Here is a 19,025-nt window from a genome sequence, read left to right as displayed (position 1 = left end):
AATCGGCATGGTGGACGACGTGCAGCACCTGCCCGAGGTAGGGTGGCTACTCCTTGGCCTCAAGCTTTGTGATCGCTGGCATGATCCCGGCCCAGAATACGGCGAGAGCAGAGGCTGCTTTCTGAATCTCTTCGGGTGTTCCGAAATCCTGCAACATGTCGACCACGAAGGCATCTTTCTGCACGAACAGCCACAGAATGAAGGACACGATACTGACCAGATAGGCTTGCCACAGCAGTTTCTTGCCGTCGGCTTTCAGCATGACATAGCGCAGGATCAGCAAGGCAAGCAGGGATGCGGTGGCGATCCACCAGGTCGACTGACCCCAGATGGCGACCATCGCGGTGTAAATCCCGACAATCTCGGTCGGGAACAATGTCAGCAGCTTGGTCAGGTAGTTGGCGGGAATGGCACCTTTGGCCGTTCCCGAAGCAGCACCATCCGCCGCGCCATCGGACTTGAAGATCGATGCCCCCCTGGTCTCCGCAGGTCCGGCATTTGTTACAAGCATTCCTTTTGCCATTGGGCATCCCCTTTGCAAGAATCGCGATCAGCCGGATCTTGGCCCGGTCCGATCAAGATAGTCTGACCCGATGGTGATCCGACTGTATTGGACCAATCAAGACAAGGCAAATATTGCGCCTATCGCGCAGGTAGAGGGAACGCGGCCAGTTCTTCGAAAACTGCGTCTTCGCTGCGGCTGGCTGTGTCGCGCCAGGTCTTCGCCGTATCGCCATTCAGAACGTTCCCGTCTGGCGCGATGACCAGCACTGTGGGCGTGCCTTCGAGTTCTTCGATCCCGAACCGCTTGGCAATATGAAGATTATGCCCGTCGCCGGTTTGCGGCATCCCGACATTGATGAACACCAGTTCAAACCGCTGGGCCAGCATCGCCGCAAAGCGGGGAGTCTCGCTCCAGCCAGCAAAGGCGCGGCTGTCATGGCACCAATTGGCACCCATCACGACCAGAGCATTCACGTTCCGCCCGGCGGCGCGTTCCAGGGCCGCGTCGACGGCCATGCTGGCATCGAGGCTGGCGTCGTAGAGCCGCGCTTCGGGATGTTTCTCTGCCTTTGACGCGCTGGCAACCGGAGCATTGCTGGCGGGTACACATGCAGCCACCGCCAGTGCTAGGGGTGCGGCGAAGGCTGACCGGAACAAGGGCCTAGTCCTCAACTTCAAGGCGTCCTACTCGCAGCCGGTCAATCTGCGCATCACGGATCCGTAGTCGGCCAATCGCAACTCTGCCGATGGCGAGGGCGCCAATAGCCACCGCGCCCATCGCGAACGCGCCCAGTGCAAAAGCGCCAGCAGCAATCGCGCCTACGGACCGTGCCCGTTCGGCTTTGATAGGCAGCTGTTCCTGCGGAACCGCCTGTTGCAGTTCGGCTTCTATTCCGGTTTGCTCATCCGTCGGCATATTCTCACTCGGCCGCCACCGCATGCGGGTCAAAAGCCTCGGCTTCGCCGGCTTCGATCTTGGCGGCTTTCTCCTCGACCAGCTTGACGATGTGATCAAGCATGTCCTGGTCTTCGACATGATGATCAGTCACGCCGCTGAGATATACCATATGTTTGCCCTTTCCGCCGCCGGTCAGGCCAATATCGGTTTCGCGCGCCTCGCCCGGGCCATTGACGACACAGCCAAGGACAGAGAGGCTCATCGGGGTCTTGATGTGCTCAAGCCGGGTTTCAAGTGCCTCTACCGTGCGGATCACGTCGAAGCCCTGGCGTGAACAACTCGGGCACGACACGACCCGCACGCCGCGAGTGCGCAAGCCCAGGGCCTTGAGCATTTCGAAGCCGACTTTCACTTCCTGCTCGGGTTCCGCAGAGAGTGACACGCGGATCGTATCGCCGATCCCCGCCCACAACAGGCTGCCCATTCCGATCGAGCTCTTCACGGTGCCGCCGATCAGGCCCCCGGCTTCGGTAATGCCGAGGTGAAGCGGGCAATCGACCGCTTCGGCCAGCCCGTGATAGGCCGCAACGGCCAGGAACACGTCGCTTGCTTTCACAGCGACCTTGTATTCGTGGAAGTCGTGATCCTGGAGCAGCTTGATATGGTCAAGCGCACTTTCGATCAGTGCCTCGGGGCAGGGTTCGCCATACTTCTCCAGCAGGTCTTTCTCGAGGCTGCCTGCATTGACGCCGATCCGGATTGCGCAGCCATTGGCTTTGGCGGCGCGGACGACTTCGGCTACGCGCTGGGAAGATCCGATATTGCCGGGATTGATCCGCAAGCACGCCGCACCGGCGTCCGCCGCCTCCAGCGCCCGTTTGTAGTGGAAGTGGATGTCGGCGACGATCGGGACGGCTGCCGCCTTGGTGATCTTGGCAAAGGACCTGGTCGATTCCTCGGTCGGGCACGAAACCCGGATGATATCAGCTCCGGCATCTTCGCAGCGCCGGATCTGGTCCAACGTCGCCACCGCATCCTCGGTCGGCGTGTTGGTCATCGTTTGCACCGTGATTGGCGCATCACCACCAACCGGGACATTGCCGACCATGATTTGCCGCGATGTGCGCCGTTCAATCGTGCGCCAGGGGCGGATGGCATTCATACTCAAAGCTCAAATCCTACTGGATGGAACACATGGAACACAGTCCTGATGCTCAAAATACAGGGGCACGCAGCCGGTCTCGCGCCCCGTATGGCGGGTTGAGCGCGCTTTGTGGAGGGGCATTCGCATGGAGGCCACCTATCAGCGCACGGCCCGGTAGGAAATGACGGTTAGGTCGCTCCTTAAAGCCCGGTCATAGATGAAAACTATCAATATGGCCCATCTCTTTCAATGACACCAATGTAACTCAGTCTCATTTAGTGTTCGGACGGAGAGTTTTGAGAGGTTTTGAAATGTTGAAGACATCATTGCTTGCAGCCAGCGCCTTTGCCGCCATGGCCCTGCCGGTGTCCGCTGCGTCTGCGCAGGAAGCGGGTGACATCCAGGTTCGCGCTTTTGTCACGGGTGTCTTGCCCGATGGCGAGATCACCGATGTGAACGCGGATCTGTTCGGCTTGCCGGCCGATGCACAAACCAATGTCACCGACAGTGTCGTTCCGACCATCGCGGCAGAGTACTTCATCGCCAGCAATTTCTCGATCGAGACGATTTGCTGCATCACCACGACCGATGTCGACGGAATCGGCGGCCTTGCCGGAACCAACCTGATCAACAATGCGATCGTTTTGCCAGCCACGCTGACAGGCAAGTTTCACCTGACCAATGATTCCGGCTTCAAGCCCTATATCGGCGGCGGTGTAACGCATTTCTTCATCTTCGACGAAGGCGTCGGCCCCGATGCTGCCGCGCTTGGTATTGATGATGTGAACCTGTCGAACGAGTTCGGCTTCGTCCTGCAAGCCGGTGCCGACATCGATCTCAATGACACCGGCATGGTGCTGGGCGTTGATGTGAAGCGCTATTTCGTCGACACGACGGCCAACTTCAATGCTGGCGGCGTGAACATCATCAACACGGATCACAAGCTCGATCCATGGGTGATCAGCGCCGGTCTTGGTTTTCGTTTCTAGGATGCTGGATGCATATCCATCGGACCGGGGCGGGTGGCTGATGCCGTCCGCCCCGTACCTGTTGCGCCTCTGGCGACTGGCCTTTCCGAAGCAGTAGTGCCCGCCTGCCTGCCGCGCCCTACATTTCCAGCTTGCAGCCGCGTGCTTCCAGGATCGGCTTCATTTCCCGATAGGCTGCACCTGTTTGCATCAACGGAATGTAGGGATGGAGGTGATGGACGATGTGATATTGCATCCCCATCGACAGGATATTGCCAACCTGTGATCGCCAGTTCTTGGTGTCGCGATAGCAACCCTGGCCCATATTCGGGCTGTGCGGTGCCCAGCTCAGGAAGAACACGAGATAGGTGATCGCTATGTGGTAGGGCAGCCACCACAGCAGGAATACCTCGAGCGCATAGCCGCTCCACGCCATTGCGAACAGAAATGCCAGATGGCCAAGCTTGAACAGCGCGGCTTGGCCGAGGAGATCCTCCCGGCCGGCGCGCTGGACCGAAGCAGCATAATCCTCTTGCCGTTTGGAGTCTGGCTGGCGTTGCCGGATGGACCGCCAGATCGCTTGCCAGCCATTGTCTGCATGGCTGGTAATGTCGACATCCAGTTCCGGATCATTGGTATGGCGATGATGGTCCATATGGGTGATCCGCCACACTTCAAACGGGGTCAGGATCATCCAGCTGGTGGCGTGGCCGACCAGTTCGTTCAGCCAGTACCACCGCGTGCCCGGGCGCCCGATAATGTGATGCTGGGCATCATGGGTCGGCAGATAGACCAATGACAGATTGACGGAGGCAACAACAAATCCCAGCCATAGCGGGATAATGTCCAGCAATACGAGCGGCCACAGGCTGAGCCAGACGGCCAGGTTCAGGAAGGCCCAGACCACAATGCCCCAAGGGAACATCCCGCTATGTTTGCGGGCGATCTGTAATTCGAGCTTGCGCAACTCGCGGTCGCTCAGTTGCGACAGATCGATGCCTGCCCTGTCTGTCAATTGTGCTGCTGCCTCGCCCATTCGCGCAATTTGCACCAACGGGCGAGGGAGGTCAAAATCCTTTGCTGATCACCACCGGATGATCCGTGGCAGGATGGCCCGGCCAAGAGCACCGGCGATGGCGATCGGGAAGACGTGCCACAGGCCAAGGTGGGTGACCCCATCGATCGGGCAGGACAGGCCGTAGGCAAAGCTGCCAATGGCGCCCGAGGCAATCCCGGCGAACAAGCCTGCCGTCTCGGTCGACACCGGGGCACCACGTTTGAGCCAATAGGTCAGGGCCACGAAGGTCAGCGCCGATGCGGCGGTGCCCGAGGCCAGGCAATGGAAGGCGTAAGGGTCTACGGCCGCGCCGATCCCTTCACCCAGCCGCAAGGCGGCAAACAGCCCGGCAACAGGCAGGATTGCAATCATCGACAGCGCCCATTTCGGCCCGTCCTGACGATTTCCGACCGAGGGGCTGGCCAGCGCAACAACCGCCGTGACCGCGGCAATGCCCAAAACCAGCAACAGGCCATTGGTGATCAGGAAGAAGGCCGAGGCTTCGCCAGTCACGATGCCATCCCACAATCCGGCCACAAGCCAGACCGCAAGCACCGTGATCGCGCCGGCCAATCCGGCCAGCATCAGCCCGTCGCGCGCCTTCATGGCCCGGACCGGCTGCAGGTCTTCGGTGAGCTCGGCAATCAATGCCTGGTTCGCCCTGTTCATGACTATTCTGCCTTCTCGATAAGCGTGGACAGCTTCTTGAGCCCACGATGGATATTCACTTTGACCAGGCTTTCGCTCTGGCCGGTCTTGTCCGATGCTTCCTTGATCGACAGGCCCTCGATTTTGACCATTTCGATCACTTCGGCCTGCTTTTCCGGAAGCTTCACGAAGAGACGTTCCAGACTCAGGCGAGCCAGCACCGCTTCTTCGCTGCTTTCTTCGGCTGCATCCCAGTCTTCCAGCTGATCCGCTTCGGTCCGATAGACCTTGCGCAGATGGTCGACCCAGCGATAGCGCGCGATGGCAGCCAGCCAGGGCAGGAATGCCCTTTCGCTATCCCAGGTGTCGCGCTTTCTGTGCACCGCCATCAGCACTTCCTGGACCAGATCGTCCAGCTGATGGGGCGGCACGCGACGCCGGAAATAGCGCTGCAGCCAGTTTGCAGCTTCGTCCAGCAGCACCGCATAGGCGCGCTTGTCGCCCTCTTGCGATTTGCGCATCAGCTGCGCCAGCGTGGCTTCATCTGCAATCATCTGCGCACCTCCCCGATGCAAGTTACACCGGGCAGTTCGGCAGGGGGGCTGGCCCGGTTACACAAGGCGGAAGAAAAATTTCCTCAGTTCGAAAAAGTCTCGCCGACCAGCCGCTCGGACAAGGCCCAAAGATCGTCGGCTGTCTTGGGGTCGAGCGCGTAGGAACGCACGCCGCCGGAAGAGCTTTCGTCATCAACTTCGGCCACGTGGCAGTCTTCCAGATATTGCCCGCCATGGCCCTGAAGGCTTGGCTCGGTCGCGGCAAAGCAGGTCGTGGCTGCGCCCTGGGGAATGGTCTTGAGACCTTCGCCGCCATCCTTGGCATTGTCCTCCATCCGCTTGCGCATCCAGGTCAGGTCCTCTTCCGTCATATGACGCCCGAGATTGGTCATGATCCCGCCCGGATGCAGGGCGAGGGCGGTGATACCCTTGTGGCCGAACCGGTTAGCAAGGCCGACCGAGAACAGGATGTTGGCCGTCTTGGACTGGCCATAAGCGGGCCATTTCTCGTACTCGCGATGCTCGTAGTTCGGATCATCGAGATGAACCGTGTCGAGGTGATGGCCACGGCTTGAAAGGTTGATGATGCGCGCATCTTCGCCTTTCTCCACCAGTGGCAGCAGATGCTTGGTGAGCACGAAATGGCCGAGATGATTGGTGCCGAATTGCATTTCGAAGCCGTCACTCGTCTCGCCCTTCGGGCACGCCATGACCCCGGCATTGTTGATCAGCAGGTCAATCTTGTCGAAGCGCTGCTGCGCCTCTTCCCCGCATGCCCTGACCGCCTCGAGCGAACCGAGATCGCACAGGATCGTCTCGATATGGGCGCCCTCTACCTCGCTGCGGATCTCTTCGGCAGCGGTATTGGCTTTCTCGATATCGCGCCCGGCGACAATGACATGGGCCCCCTTGGCTGCCATTGCCCGGGCCGTTTCCTTGCCAAGGCCAGAATAGCCGCCTGTGATGAAAGCTGTCTTGCCGGTCAGGTCCTTGCCCTCAAGCACCTCGTCTGCAGTGCTGCTGAAACCAAATTCGCTCATGCTCGTCTCTCCACAATCCCGGCGAGCCTGATGCGGCGCGCCTATGCCAGTCGTAACTCGTACAGGAACTCTTCGTCCCGGTGCTCCCCGACGTAGAAGTCGATATCGGCGACCTTTTCAAAGCCATAGCGCTGATAGAAGCGCTGACCGCCGAAATTCTCGCTCCACACCGATAGCTGGATCGCATCATGGCCACGCTGGCGGGCTTCGGCAATGGCCCATTCCATCAGTGCCGCACCGATCCCCTGGCCGGTGGCATCGGGCTGGGTATAAAGCTGGCCCAGCGCGACCGGGTTGGTGGCGTCGGAGGGCGAGTCTTCTTCGTACCAGCTGGGATGGCGAAGCTTTACGAAGCCCAGCAGGCGCTCGCCATCATCGGCCAGGCAATGCACGCAATGGTCGTCGCGGATTTCCTCCTCGACCGATTTTTCCGAATATACCTGCTCCAGAAACGCGTCGAGATCGGCTTTCTTGTAAAGATGCCCGAACGCGGCGATGAAGCTTTCCGTGCCGAGACGGGAAAGGGCTGAGACATCGTCCAAAGAAACGGGGCGCAGGATCATGATCCCGCGCCCCTATCCTGTAGTCAGGCAGGGCGTAAAGCCCCGCTCTGGTCAAACCGTGGCCAGCCTATTTCTTGCTGTCCCACTCTTCCAGCTTCCTGGCGGCCCATTCGCGGCCACCGAGGCCGAAGGCAAGAGCGCCTGCAACCGATGCGCCGATGATGAAGACGAGCAAGGCATTGCCCGGCAGCATTCCGCCGATTTCGGTGTATTGTAGGCCCATCACCGTGAACAGCACGATGGTCGCCCAGCGCACGATGGTGGCTGCAGTCGAGCCCTCGCTGGCGCCGCCGATCAGCTTGGCCAGCAGGTTGGCGATCAGGAAGCCAGCGCCGATAACCACAGCGCCGAATGCGACCTTGCCGCCCAGAGCCAGCACCTCGTTGAGGATGGCCGTCAGTTCCGGGAAACCGAGCATCCGCGTGGCTGCAATGGCGAAGAACAGGATGATGGCAACCTGTACAATCCGCGCGATGACCGATGATGCTGCGGTGCCGTCCGGCAACAGGCCGGTTTCACCCAGAGCACGGTCAACACCCAGGCCGCCCAGCAATTCTTTCAGCAGGTCGACTACGAACTTGCTGATGAAATAGCCCAGGCCAAGCAGGATAGCCGCCGCGATAATATTCGGAATCGCTTCCAGGATCATCCGCAGCATGTCGCTGGCAGGGCCGGAGATGGCCGCAATGTTGAGCACACCCAGCGCGCCGATCGCGACCGGGATCGCAATCAGGACGTAGATGATGGTGCCCAGCGTGGTGCTGATGGCATTGTTGCCGGTGACATTGTCGACACCGCCCTTGTTCGCCCATTTGTCCAGATCGATTGTCTGCATCGCGGTTATCGCGATGTCGCGCACGATCCCGGCAATCATCAATCCGATGAACAACAGCAGGCCAGCACCAACCAGGTTCGGGATGAAGTCCATGATGTTTTCAAGCAGGGAATTGATCGGGCCAGCGACCGCGTTCAGTTCCAGCACTTGCAAAATGCCGAGCAGGCCGAAGAGCCAGATCAGCAGCGAAACGATCTTGCCCAGAGACTCGCCCACGGAACCGCCACTGGATGTCCCCTTCTGCAGAAAGGACACCCGGTCGACCAGATGGGCGAAGGCCCACTTGGCCGCTTTGGCCAAAGCCCACGTCACAACCAGGATCAGCAATGCGAGGCCGGCTTTCTCGGCCAGCTCCATCGCCAGAGCCTGGTCAAATTCGTAATTTCCTATTCTCATTGCGAGTCCCCCAAAAAGTCGATTGGAATTTCGGCTTGAACGGTGAATACCACAGCCGTGCACCTCTGCGAAAGTGCATCGTTAATAATTTTCGTAGCGAAGCTGAATGAAGCCTTGGCGGATGTGGGAGAACATCGAGATGTTCACAAAAAACTTGGTTCTTGGTGGAGCGGCTATGTTGCTGGCGGCTCTCGGTCTTCCAGTCCAGGCACAGGACGATCATGATCCGATGGAGCCGCGCTGGTCGTTTGCGATCCATGGCGGAGCGGGAACCATCAAGCGCGAGAATATGAACGCGGAGCAGGAAGCGGAGTATCTTGCCGCGCTGGATCAGGCGCTGGAGGCCGGTACTGACATCCTGAAGAATGGCGGCAGCGCGATGGACGCGGTGGTGGCGGCAATCCTGCTGCTGGAGGATGACCCTAAATTCAACGCCGGACGCGGCGCGGTGTTCACCTGGGAAGGCGAGAACGAACTGGATGCGGCGATCATGGATGGCCGCGACCGTAGCGCAGGCGCGGTGACCGGCGTGAAGTCGATCAAGAATCCTATCCTGCTTGCCCGCGAAGTGATGAAAGACGGCCGGCATGTCTTCCTGAGCGGTGCGGGGGCCGAGGAATTTGCGGGCGAGCGGGGGCTGGAGACAGCTTCGCCGGACTGGTTCGCAACCGAGGCAAGGCGCGAGGCGCTGGAACGTCTTAAGGCGCGGCAATTGTCTGCCATCGATGTCGACCACAAATTCGGTACTGTCGGGGCTGTCGCGCTGGACCTGGAAGGCAATGTCGCGGCGGGAACATCAACCGGTGGGCTGACCGGCAAACGCTGGGGCCGGATCGGCGATGTCCCTGTGCTGGGCGCAGGGACCTATGCCGACAATCGCGACTGTGCCGTTTCGGCAACCGGACAGGGCGAGTACTTCATCCGTGCGGCGGTTGGCCATTCGATCTGCCAAACGTTGAAATACCGTTGGCGCAAGATGCTCGATGATGCCCAGGCATCAGTGCCCAAGGATGCCGATGGCAATCCGACTTTCATCGTCCACGCAAGCGAGATGTGGCTGGAAGAAGCCGACATCCAGGCAGCAGCAGACGCGGCTATGGCGGATGTGAAAGACCTTGGCGGCACAGGCGGCGTGATTGTGGTTTCGCCGTTCGGGCCCGCAGTGTTCAGTTTCAACACCGCCGGCATGTACCGGGCCCGCGCCACCAGCGCGGGGGTCAAGGAAGTGGCGATTTACGGCAGCGAGTGAGGGCCGGTGATCACATCCCCAGCTTGACCCCGCGCGCCTCCAATATCGGGCGCATTTCCCAATAGGCCGGCTTGGTCTTCAGAAGGGGGATATAGGGGTGCAGGTGGTGCACCACGTGATATCCCATCCACATTGAAAGCGGATCGCCCAACTTTGATTTCCAGCTCTTGGTGTCGCGATATTTGCCTTGCGGCATGTCGGGGCTGTGCGGCGCCCAGCTCAGGAAAAAGATGATGTATGTCATTGCCAGTTGGTATGGCAGCCACCACAGCACGAAAGCTTCGATCGCCAGCCCGTTCCAGGCCAGCGTGAACAGGCTGGCAAAGAAGCCGAGCTTATAGAGCGCGGTCAGCTTGACCAAATCTTCTCGCCCGGCTCGCTCCAGACTGGCGCGATAGTCCTGTGCCCTTTTCCCGTTGGGCTGGCGTTGCAGAACCGATTCCCAGATCGCCGCCGCCGCAGTAGGGGCCTGGGTCGTGATATCACTATCCAGTTGCGGATCATTGGTGTGGCGATGATGGTCGAGATGCGTCACCCGCAAGGTCTCGAACGGTAGAACCAGCAGCCAGCTGGTCCAGTGCCCGACAAATTCATTAAGGCGATGCCTCTTGGTGCCCTTGCGCCCGATGATGTGATGCTGGGCATCATGATTGGGCGCGTAGGTGAACATCAGGGCGAGTGTAGAAATGACAAATCCCAGCCACAGCGGGATCGTGCCGGTCAGTGCCAGGGCGCCGTTGCCAATCCAGACCAGCGGGATCAGGACCCCCCAGGCCACCGTTTCCCACGGCGTCTTGCCGGCATATTTCTGCGCGATTTCACGTTCGAGGCGGGTCAGTTCCGCGCTCGATAGCTGGGCAAGGTTGCCGGGCAGGATTGGCGAATGCACGTTCATGCTGCCACCGGGGTTGTTTCGTCAGGCCGGGTCGCGCGCCGCAGCACATCGGCAAAGCCATGTGCGATGCAATCATGGTCACGGTAATATCCCCGCTCGACCAGCAGCCGGTGAAGGGCGGGGAGCCGGTAAGGTGGCACAGATGCGAAAATGTGATGCTCCAGATGGTAGTTCACGTTGCAGGGCGATACGACCAGCCGTTCCCACCAGCGCGGGATAGTGGTGCCGGTATTAAGGCGCGCATCTAGAACGTCGCGGTCAGGCACAACGCCATGTTCGCTGATCTGACGCAGGCGATGGATTGCCGGATAGACCAACAGCCGCGCTGCCCAGAACAGCAAGTAAGCCCATGGAGCGCCCAAGGCTGTCAGCACCAGGGCCAGCGTCACATGAAACACCAGGGTCGGGCCGTTTCCAGACCAGGTGAAACCCTTCACCTCGCGGACAAGGTCACGAAAGCCGGTCTGGCCAGTCAGGTCACGGATGAACTTGCGCTTGAGGCTGGCCTTGGCGATCGGGTAGTTCTTGACCATCCATTTGTCGGGATCGTCCGGCGTGCCGGCATAGCGATGATGATCGAGGTGATAGCGGCGATACGCCTCCAGCGGCGTATGGGCCGGCCCGCCGACAATCCACTTGCCTACAAACTGGTTGAGCGAGGGGGACTTGAAGAACGCGCCGTGCGCGCAATCATGGGTCATCACGCCAAAAGCCTGGATCCGTCCGCCCAGCAGCAGGATGGCAAGCACAATGGTAACCGGGTTGGGCCACAGGATTGCCAATGCGAACGCGCCGGCAAACAGGGCCAGCTGTATCGCCAGCGTCAGCGATGCGCGCAGGTCCGACTTCTCGCCAAACGTGGCAATCTCTTCGCGGCTGAGATAATCGAAAATCTCGGGCGCCTGTTTCATCGCCGACCCTCCTTTTGCCCCTGACATACCTGATCCGCTGATAGGCCGCAAACAGGTTGCCAATCAGGATGGGCTTTCGTCAAATTTGTCGAGCTTGCGTTTGCCGAAACGCATTCCGCCTTCAAGCTTGGCCCGCAGGGCGGTGTAGAAGGTTTCGAGGAAGGCCTGTTCATCGCCGGAGCCGCTGTCCCACCCAATCTTGCGGCAGATCGCGGCCTGTACGGCGGCCATCGCTTCCGGATCGCCCCGCCGCAAGACCTCCTCCAGCGTCTTGAGCTCGTGCTCGCCATAGACCGCCAATTCCTCCGGCCCGAAGGAATAGCGATGCTGGCGAGGCGCATCGTCGTCCTCGACCGATAAGACCCCGGCGAGTTTGGTTCGCGGCGCCTCGAGCACCCAGGTCCCTGCAATCACATCGCCCGCCCGCATCGCATCGCGATTGAAAAAGGGGAACAGCATGAAGATCAGGAACCATGCAGCCCCGGCGAACCACGCCGCGCCTGCGCCACTGGTGCTGGCATTGCTGACGAAGGAAATCGGCAGGAAAATCTCGATCTGGCGCAGCAGGTTGCGGGCGATCACAGCCTCGGGTGTCAAGCGCCCGCCATCGCGGGAAGCGACCCGGATTTTCATGATGCGCTTGCCCAGTGTCGCGCCGCGCGGCCCCATTTCGAACAGGATGAAATAGCCGTTCCACAGCAGGAACAACGTGACGAAAAAGACCACCACCAGGAATTCACCTGCGCCCGCCACATTTTCGTTCAGGGCATCCATGCTGCCGGCCAGGAAGGCGATACTGAAAAGCAAGATAAGGATCGAAACGATGATCAGCATGTAATCGAGGATCAGCGCGACCAGTCGCGATCCGCGGGCGGCCAGCGTGATTGGCAAGGTGATCCCTTCCGGCGTGGTCAGGATGCGCTGGCGCTTGTCCGAAACACGGGTGCGACGCTGGGTGGCTGCGTTCATGTCGAAACCCCCTTGCGGCGTTCACGGCCCGAAAGGGTGAAATAGGCGAGCCAGAAGATGAGCATGAAGAGGCCGATTATGGTCCGCGCTTCCGATCCGGCCAGTTGGCGCGGAAACGCTTCGAGCAGGGCTGCCAGGACCAGCATCAGCACCACGCCGACCATCACGCTGGCAGAGCGGCGCCCGGCATTGGCGGCAGCGCCAAGGATTGTCGCTGTGCCCGGAAACGCCATCTTGCGCCCGACATGTACCCCTGCCGCGCCCGCCAGCAGGATGGCAAACAGCTCGGTCGTGCCATGCACCGCCAGCCACGCCAGCAATTCAGGCAGCAAGCCAACCGAATGGAACAGCCACATCAGCGCGCCCAGCATGGCCATGTTGTAAACCAGCAGCATCAGGCTGGGGATGCCAAAGGCAAACCCCAGAGCGAAAGCCAGGATCGACACCGTCGCATTGTTGTAGAACAGGTAAGCAGCGAAGGCGGATAGCCCCCCGGCATCATTCTCGACCTTCAGTGTTTCCGCCAGCACTTCGCGGCTTGCGCCAGGGACGCGGGTGTCACTCAGGTCGCCGGGGACAAGCGCATAAAACCAATCCTGGTTCTGCGCCACCAGCATCCAGCCGGTGACAGTACCGGCAACCATCACGGCCAGCGCAATACACATGTCGAGCCAGATTTCGCGAACCGAGCGGGCCCAGTCGCCGGTAAGGAACTGGCGCAGCCATGCGATGAATCCCCGGCGCGGGCCATAGACCTGGTACCAGGCGCGCTGGACCAGCCCCTCCAGATAGGCAAGCGTAGCTGCGTCGAGCGATGTCTCGCGGGCGACCGCAAGGCTGGAGGCAGCTGTCCGATACAGGGCGGGCAAATCGGCAATGTCGTCGTCAGCGACCCCGCGCAGACGGCCCTTCTCCAGCCGAGTGACGATATCGTCGAGCCGTCGCCATTCGCTCTCACGCTCGAGGCGGAAACGGTCCGACCTGAGGGCAGCCGCCTCGATCTCGGGCGGGGGTGCCACTTCCTTGCTGCCGAACAGGTTCGAGAGGACTGGCGCCTTCATCCAGCGATTGCCTCGCTGCGCCGGATCCGCAGGTAACGGTCGATCACGGCAAAGCCCATCCGGTCATGCGGAGCCTCGATGATGTCGACCCCCATATGACGCAGGCGCTCGTGCACCAACTGGCGCTGACGGGCGAGCGAGTCAGCGGTCACCGCACCGGCAATGGCATCCATGCTTTCCGGCTCTGCGCGCCGCAGTGCCTCCAGCTCGGTGTCTTCGAAAGTGACGAACAGCACGATATGTTTCTCGATCAGGCGGCTGATGCTTTCAATCATCAGTTCGGCGCTGGTCGGATCGGTGAATTCGGAAAACAGGACGATCAGGGACCGGCGGCGCAGGCGCGCAGAGAGCGTTGCCAGGCCTAGCGTGAAGTTGGGCTCTTCCGATTGGTATTCGAGCGCGGCGGCCGCTTCCTGCAGCTTGGGGAAGGCGCGGGTTTCGCCGATGAACGGGGTCGCGACCATCGGGCGGCGGGCAAACCCGAACAGCATGGAGCGATCGCCTCCTTTCAAGGCGACATAGGCCGCTGTCAGACCTGCCGTGACTGCACGATCGATCCGCGGCACGCCGTCGACTGGTTCGCACATGGCTTGCCCGCAATCGAAGGCAAAAACGATCTGGTTGTTGCGCTCGCTCTCGTTCTCGCGGGCGTAGAGCTTGGTATGACGGGCGCTTGCTTTCCAGTCGATGCGGCGCCGGTCCATCCCGGCGTCATACTCGGTCAGGGCTTCGAACTGGGTTCCCTCGCCGCGCTGACGCCGCGCGATCAAGCCGATCTCGGCATCCCTCAGCAAGGCCTGCAAGGTTGCAGAGCGGATCGGGGCAAGATCAGGCCAGATGCGAACCTCACGATCAAGCGGCTGGCTGATCTGCCGCGCACCCAGGCCAAGCGGGCCTGACCAATTAAGCCAGATGCGCGAAAGCTCGCCGGTGCCACGGCGCGACGCGATTAATTCAGTGGAGCCGTTCCAGCTCGCGCCATCGCCGCTCCGTGCCAAGCGCGCGGTTGCACGCCCTCCGGGAGCGAGGCGCGGGTCGCATTGCCACGCAGCCTCCACCTTGCCCGGCGCACCGCCGGCAATATCAGCCAGCACGGTCAGGGCAAACGGTTCGCCGACCTCGGCATTGTCGGGCGCATGGAAACGCCAGTCCGCCAGTTTCCCGGCCAGCAACCCGTCCGCCAGCACCGCCAGGATCAGGGCAACCGCCGCAATCGGCGCGACCAGCCATGCAGCCGGGGCTATCAAGGCCACCAGCAGCGCGACCGGTGCCGCGAGGGCGGCGAGCCAGACTGCCCTACCGGTAGGAACGAGGGGAAACTTGACCCTCATCTAGGACCGCGGCGCCTCCGTATTGGTGACCAGCTCATCGACAATCGTCTCGACAGCGCGACCTTCAATTTCGGCAGCTGCGGTTAGCGTCAGGCGATGGCGCAGCACGCTGGTGGAAAGCTGCTTGATATCATCGGGGATCACATAGTCCCGACCTTCCAGCGCAGCCCGCGCGCGCGCGGCATTGGCCAGCAGCACGGCAGCACGCGGCGATGCGCCGGTTAGCAGGTCGGCATGTTCACGCGTTGCGCGCACCAACCGCACAACATAATCAACATTCTCCTGGGCCAGCGTCACGCCTTTCACTGCACCAACAGCATCGGTCAGCTTGGCATGGTCGGCGACGGCCTTGATGCCGAAGGATTCCGGACGGGTCGGGCCCTGTTCGACCGAGAACCGCGAAACGATCTTCGCCTCTTCATCCTCGTCTGGATAGGGAACTAACAACTTGAACAGGAACCTGTCGAGCTGCGCCTCGGGCAGGGGATAGACCCCCTGGTTTTCGATCGGGTTCTGGGTTGCGACAACCATAAACCTGTCGGGCAGCGGGTGGGTTTCGCCATCGAGAGTGACCCGCCGTTCCTGCATGGCTTCAAGCAAGGCGGCCTGGGTCTTTGGCGGGGTGCGGTTGATTTCATCGGCCAGCAGAAGCTCGGTGAAAATGGGCCCGCGCGTCATGGTGAAGGTGCTGGTCTGGAAATTGAACAGGTTCGAACCCAGGATATCGCCCGGCAACAAATCCGGCGTGAACTGGATCCGCCCGAAATCAAGGCCGGTTGCCTTGGCGAAACATTGCGCAAGGAAGGTCTTGGCCGTTCCCGGCGGGCCTTCCATCAGCACATGGCCTTCGCTGGCGAGCGCGATCAGCAGGTGATCAACAAGGGCATCCTGGCCGACAATCGCCTTGCCAACTTCGGCGCGAACGGCATCGGCCAACTGGCGCAGGGCCTCGAGAGACTGGGTCATCGGGTGAGTGTCCTTTCAAGCGAATGGAGAGCGCGTGCGGCGCGAATGATGTCGGCCCGGTGGCGGGCATTTTCCAAAGTGGCAAGGCGGGGCGATACAGTCTCCAACCCGCGCCGGACCAGCGCATCATCGATGGTCGCGCGGTCGTGCCCGCGCAGGCCCAGACTGCGGGCAATGCGGGCGGCCATCAGGGCGGCATATGGGCGGGTCAGCAAGTGTACCCGGCGCGTGCGCTGGATAACGCTGGCGCCGTTTTCGACCAATTGCCCCTTGCCAAATGCGATATTCGGACCGTTTTCGGCTGCCGGTCCGAAGCGCTTGAAAGCCCGCCAGCCCACCAGCAACAACGCCATGATCAGGCACAATGTGGCGGCCAGGAATGGCGGCTCGAATGCCAGCGTCAGCAGGTTGCGCGAACCGCCCAGGCCATTGAGCGTGGTGTCAAACACGACTTGCTGGTCGTCCCCTTCGGAGGCCAGGTCGACAATGAGATGGGCAAGCTCGCTCCGGCTGCGATCGGCCAGTCCCCAATTGTTAACCAGGTCAGGTTCGGCAATGATGGTGACGTTCCACAGTTCCATGTCGGTAGTATCGGCATCATTGGGCTGCACGCCGCCAGCTTCGGCCAGCGCGTCATAATAGCCATTGTCGTCGTAGTATCCGGCGAGGACACCCTGGGGTGCGGTAACCAGCGGAATGACGAGAGAGGAGCTGTCGTCGCTGAAGGTCTGGACCGCTTCTGCTGTTGGCAATCGGCCTTGGCGAGAGCCCGGACCTGACCAGCGGGGAAGGGTGGGCGTCTCGTCTTCCGATACCGTGACTTCGAAAGTGAGGGTGGCAACATGGACTTGTAAGCTTTCCTGCAGGCCGAAAGCGCCGAACAAGCGGACCCAGCCCGATTTCGCATTATCGCTGTCACTGGCTTGTGTGGTTTGCCATTTCGGCAGGATGACCAAGGTTGGGCCGACATAGCGCCGTCGGTTGATCAGGTCGCGCAATTCCTCGACATCGGTGAAGGGTGGCGGGGTCAGGACCAACAGCCCTTCGTCATCCAGCTGCGCCTCGCTGCGCGACACGGTCACATCGTGCCCTTCGCCCTCCAGCAACTGAACCAGCGCTGCGTATCCCGTCAGCCCCTTCGATCCGGCATGGGCCTGGCCGTTATTGGCAGGCCCGGTCATCTGGCCGGCCCCGATCAGGTAAAGCAATGCAACAAAGGCGAGCGTGCCGAACACAACCAGCGCCAGCACACCGCGCTTGCCGAAGGCTTGCGGATTGGCTGCCGGGGCCGAAGCAATGGCGGGCGCGCTGGCCATGTCAGAGCTTCTCCAGCGCGAAATCGGCATAGGCCGTGCGGGCTGCCTGCCAGTCTTGCTGGCCCAGATCCTGCAAGGCGAACAGGCTGCGTTCCACGCCTGAAGCAATCACGCCGAAGGCTGTGCGGGCCTTGTCGGGCAGGCTGGGTTGGTTGGCCAATTCACGCGCCGTGCTGCTCGGTTCGACCAGACCGGGTTGTGCCTCGGCGATCTGTCCGACGCTCCGTGCGAGCAAGAGACGCACTGCTGCGTCATAGTCTCCGGCTGCGGCAAGCTGATCGGCATCCTCCAGCAAGGCCCGGGCTTGCTCGCGCTCCGGCTGCCAGTATTCTTCTACCGGTTCGGCTTTGGGCCGTCCGAAATAGGGCTCGACCAGGCGCCAGACTATCGCCGCTATCATGGCCACCAGCAGTGCCAACAGCACCCATTTCAAGACCGGCCACGATCCGGCCAGAAATCGCGCTAACGGCGCGAAAACGGCTTCGAAGAACTCACCGATCGCTTGCAGCCATGCAGGCGGAGGCTCGATTTCTCGTGGGGGCAGGGGTTCGAACTGGATGTCACTGTCAGCGCGCACGCTATCCCAAGCATCGGCGTTGTTGCCGGCATCACTGCCCGCAACGCTGGTGCCTGAATTCTCGCTGGAATCCGGAATTGTGCCCCGACCCGTAGTCACATCCATGTGGTGACATGGCCCGACGCCGCGCGCAAGGCGCAGCACGCGACTTATGCGTTATCCGCGCTCGCGCGCCATGCGATATGTGCCGAGCATTGTCAGTTCGCGGCAGTGGAATGCCACTTCTTCCAGCGCGCGATCAACCGCCGGATCGCCGGGCGCACCCACGATGTCGGCATAGAAGGTGGTGGCAGAAAAGCTCGCCCCCTGCTGGTAGCTTTCCAGCTTGGTCATGTTGACCCCGTTCGTCGCAAAGCCGCCCATGGCCTTGTACAGCGCTGCCGGAATGTTCTTCACGGTGAAGACAAAAGTCGTGATCGCCTGCTCTCCGTCGAGGCTGGCCGGATCAAGCCCTTCCTCGGCCAGGATAACGAAGCGAGTCGTGTTGTCTGGCGAATCCTCGACATTCTCCTCGACGATATCGAGACCGTAGAGATCGGCAGCGAGGGCCGGAGCGATGGCGGCCAGCTTGGGGTCCTGCTTCTCGGCAACAAATGCGGCAGCGCCGGCCGTATCGGCATAGCTGAGCGGCACGAGATTGCGTTCGCGCAGGAAAACGGCCGACTGGCCCAGGGCTTGCGGATGCGAATAGGCGACTTCGAACGGCCCCTGGCCCAGCCCCATCAACGCGTGCTCAATCCGCATGAAATGCTCGCCAACAATCTTCAGGCCGCTGCCCGGCAAGAGGAAATGGATATCGGCGACCCTGCCATGCTGGCTGTTCTCGATCGGGATGATCGCGCATCCGGCTTCGCCGCGTTTTACGGTTTCGATGGCGTCCTCGAAACTGAAGCAGGGCAAGGGCAGCAGGTCGGGGGCATATTCGCGCGCGGCGCGGTGCGAATTGGCGCCAGGGGCGCCTTGCAAGGCGATAGCGCGCCGGGGATCGGCGGCGGCAGCTGCCTGCATTTGCTGGACCATCGCTTGGGCCGGGGCAGGAAAGCTCATCATAGAATTGTCGCCGGTAGCGGGCCGAGTGTTGCGTCGCAAGCAATTCAGGTTTCGCCCCGCTCAAGCTGTGCGCATAGCCCTTGCGCAACGGCG

General features: G+C 61.2%; 21 protein-coding genes. 2 read left to right on the top strand and 19 right to left on the bottom strand.

Going from position 1 to position 19,025, the window contains the following annotated elements; genetic code table 11:
* Positions 1-46: 46 nt before the first annotated feature.
* The 4 genes from ABD653_RS06905 to ispG form a co-directional block, all read right to left on the bottom strand.
* Positions 47-523 carry a hypothetical protein gene (locus ABD653_RS06905; protein ID WP_160778003.1) on the bottom strand — a complete coding sequence of 159 codons (477 nt, stop codon included), beginning with the start codon at positions 521-523 and terminating at the stop codon, positions 47-49.
* Between the two features lie 119 nt (positions 524-642).
* A complete protein-coding gene (locus tag ABD653_RS06900; protein WP_160778002.1) occupies positions 643-1,161 on the bottom strand; it encodes a thioredoxin family protein in 519 nt (172 codons plus the stop codon).
* 4 nt (positions 1,162-1,165) lie between these two features.
* The gene (locus ABD653_RS06895; protein ID WP_234032107.1) at positions 1,166-1,420 is read right to left on the bottom strand and encodes a hypothetical protein; all 255 of its coding nucleotides are present in this window, start codon (positions 1,418-1,420) and stop codon (positions 1,166-1,168) included.
* Between the two features lie 4 nt (positions 1,421-1,424).
* Complete coding sequence (gene ispG / locus ABD653_RS06890; RefSeq protein ID WP_160780269.1) at positions 1,425-2,564, bottom strand: flavodoxin-dependent (E)-4-hydroxy-3-methylbut-2-enyl-diphosphate synthase; 1,140 nt, start codon at positions 2,562-2,564, stop codon at positions 1,425-1,427.
* Positions 2,565-2,857: 293 nt separating this feature from the next.
* On the opposite strand from ispG, the gene ABD653_RS06885 reads away from it, so the two are divergent.
* Positions 2,858-3,535: an OmpW/AlkL family protein gene (locus ABD653_RS06885; RefSeq protein ID WP_160778001.1), complete on the top strand. Its 678-nt coding sequence runs from the start codon at positions 2,858-2,860 to the stop codon at positions 3,533-3,535.
* Between the two features lie 118 nt (positions 3,536-3,653).
* Here ABD653_RS06885 and ABD653_RS06880 read toward each other — a convergent pair whose 3' ends face one another.
* The 6 genes from ABD653_RS06880 to ABD653_RS06855 form a co-directional block, all read right to left on the bottom strand.
* Complete coding sequence (locus ABD653_RS06880) at positions 3,654-4,550, bottom strand: fatty acid desaturase (protein ID WP_160778000.1); 897 nt, start codon at positions 4,548-4,550, stop codon at positions 3,654-3,656.
* 48 nt (positions 4,551-4,598) lie between these two features.
* A complete protein-coding gene (locus ABD653_RS06875; protein ID WP_199801064.1) occupies positions 4,599-5,240 on the bottom strand; it encodes an NrsF family protein in 642 nt (213 codons plus the stop codon).
* 2 nt (positions 5,241-5,242) lie between these two features.
* Positions 5,243-5,773, bottom strand: a complete 531-nt coding sequence (locus tag ABD653_RS06870; RefSeq protein ID WP_160777999.1) for a sigma-70 family RNA polymerase sigma factor — start codon at positions 5,771-5,773, stop codon at positions 5,243-5,245.
* A gap of 83 nt (positions 5,774-5,856) precedes the next feature.
* A complete protein-coding gene (locus ABD653_RS06865) occupies positions 5,857-6,813 on the bottom strand; it encodes an SDR family NAD(P)-dependent oxidoreductase (protein WP_160777998.1) in 957 nt (318 codons plus the stop codon).
* Positions 6,814-6,854: 41 nt separating this feature from the next.
* Complete coding sequence (locus ABD653_RS06860; protein WP_160777997.1) at positions 6,855-7,376, bottom strand: GNAT family N-acetyltransferase; 522 nt, start codon at positions 7,374-7,376, stop codon at positions 6,855-6,857.
* Between the two features lie 67 nt (positions 7,377-7,443).
* Positions 7,444-8,607 (bottom strand): mechanosensitive ion channel, encoded by a 1,164-nt coding sequence (locus tag ABD653_RS06855; protein WP_160777996.1) that lies wholly within the window; start codon positions 8,605-8,607, stop codon positions 7,444-7,446.
* 139 nt (positions 8,608-8,746) lie between these two features.
* On the opposite strand from ABD653_RS06855, the gene ABD653_RS06850 reads away from it, so the two are divergent.
* Entirely contained in the window at positions 8,747-9,856 is a 1,110-nt protein-coding gene (locus ABD653_RS06850; protein ID WP_160777995.1) for an isoaspartyl peptidase/L-asparaginase family protein, read from the top strand.
* A 10-nt stretch (positions 9,857-9,866) separates the two neighbouring features.
* Here the strand turns inward: ABD653_RS06850 and ABD653_RS06845 are convergent, their stop codons facing one another.
* The 9 genes from ABD653_RS06845 to ABD653_RS06805 form a co-directional block, all read right to left on the bottom strand.
* Positions 9,867-10,751: a fatty acid desaturase gene (locus ABD653_RS06845; RefSeq protein ID WP_160777994.1), complete on the bottom strand. Its 885-nt coding sequence runs from the start codon at positions 10,749-10,751 to the stop codon at positions 9,867-9,869.
* Positions 10,748-11,662: a fatty acid desaturase family protein gene (locus ABD653_RS06840; protein WP_160777993.1), complete on the bottom strand. Its 915-nt coding sequence runs from the start codon at positions 11,660-11,662 to the stop codon at positions 10,748-10,750. Before ABD653_RS06840 ends, ABD653_RS06845 begins: the two co-directional genes overlap by 4 nt.
* Before the next feature lie 63 nt (positions 11,663-11,725).
* Positions 11,726-12,631, bottom strand: coding sequence for an RDD family protein (locus ABD653_RS06835; protein ID WP_160777992.1), 906 nt, complete (start codon positions 12,629-12,631; stop codon positions 11,726-11,728).
* The gene (locus ABD653_RS06830) at positions 12,628-13,692 is read right to left on the bottom strand and encodes a stage II sporulation protein M (protein WP_160777991.1); all 1,065 of its coding nucleotides are present in this window, start codon (positions 13,690-13,692) and stop codon (positions 12,628-12,630) included. Before ABD653_RS06830 ends, ABD653_RS06835 begins: the two co-directional genes overlap by 4 nt.
* The gene (locus ABD653_RS06825; protein ID WP_160777990.1) at positions 13,689-15,023 is read right to left on the bottom strand and encodes a DUF58 domain-containing protein; all 1,335 of its coding nucleotides are present in this window, start codon (positions 15,021-15,023) and stop codon (positions 13,689-13,691) included. The genes ABD653_RS06830 and ABD653_RS06825 overlap by 4 nt, the downstream gene beginning before the upstream one ends.
* Positions 15,024-15,989 carry an AAA family ATPase gene (locus ABD653_RS06820; protein ID WP_160777989.1) on the bottom strand — a complete coding sequence of 322 codons (966 nt, stop codon included), beginning with the start codon at positions 15,987-15,989 and terminating at the stop codon, positions 15,024-15,026.
* Complete coding sequence (locus ABD653_RS06815; protein WP_160777988.1) at positions 15,986-17,305, bottom strand: DUF4350 domain-containing protein; 1,320 nt, start codon at positions 17,303-17,305, stop codon at positions 15,986-15,988. Before ABD653_RS06815 ends, ABD653_RS06820 begins: the two co-directional genes overlap by 4 nt.
* 1 nt (position 17,306) lies before the next feature.
* Positions 17,307-17,987, bottom strand: coding sequence for a hypothetical protein (locus ABD653_RS06810; RefSeq protein WP_199801063.1), 681 nt, complete (start codon positions 17,985-17,987; stop codon positions 17,307-17,309).
* A gap of 51 nt (positions 17,988-18,038) precedes the next feature.
* Positions 18,039-18,932 (bottom strand): prephenate dehydratase, encoded by an 894-nt coding sequence (locus tag ABD653_RS06805; RefSeq protein ID WP_160777987.1) that lies wholly within the window; start codon positions 18,930-18,932, stop codon positions 18,039-18,041.
* Positions 18,933-19,025: the final 93 nt, after the last annotated feature.

It is taken from the genome of Parerythrobacter jejuensis (genome assembly GCF_039536765.1).
GTDB lineage: Bacteria > Pseudomonadota > Alphaproteobacteria > Sphingomonadales > Sphingomonadaceae > Parerythrobacter > Parerythrobacter jejuensis.
The sequence above is the reverse complement of the archived record's forward strand: the minus strand, read 5'-3'. Positions and strand labels throughout refer to the sequence as shown.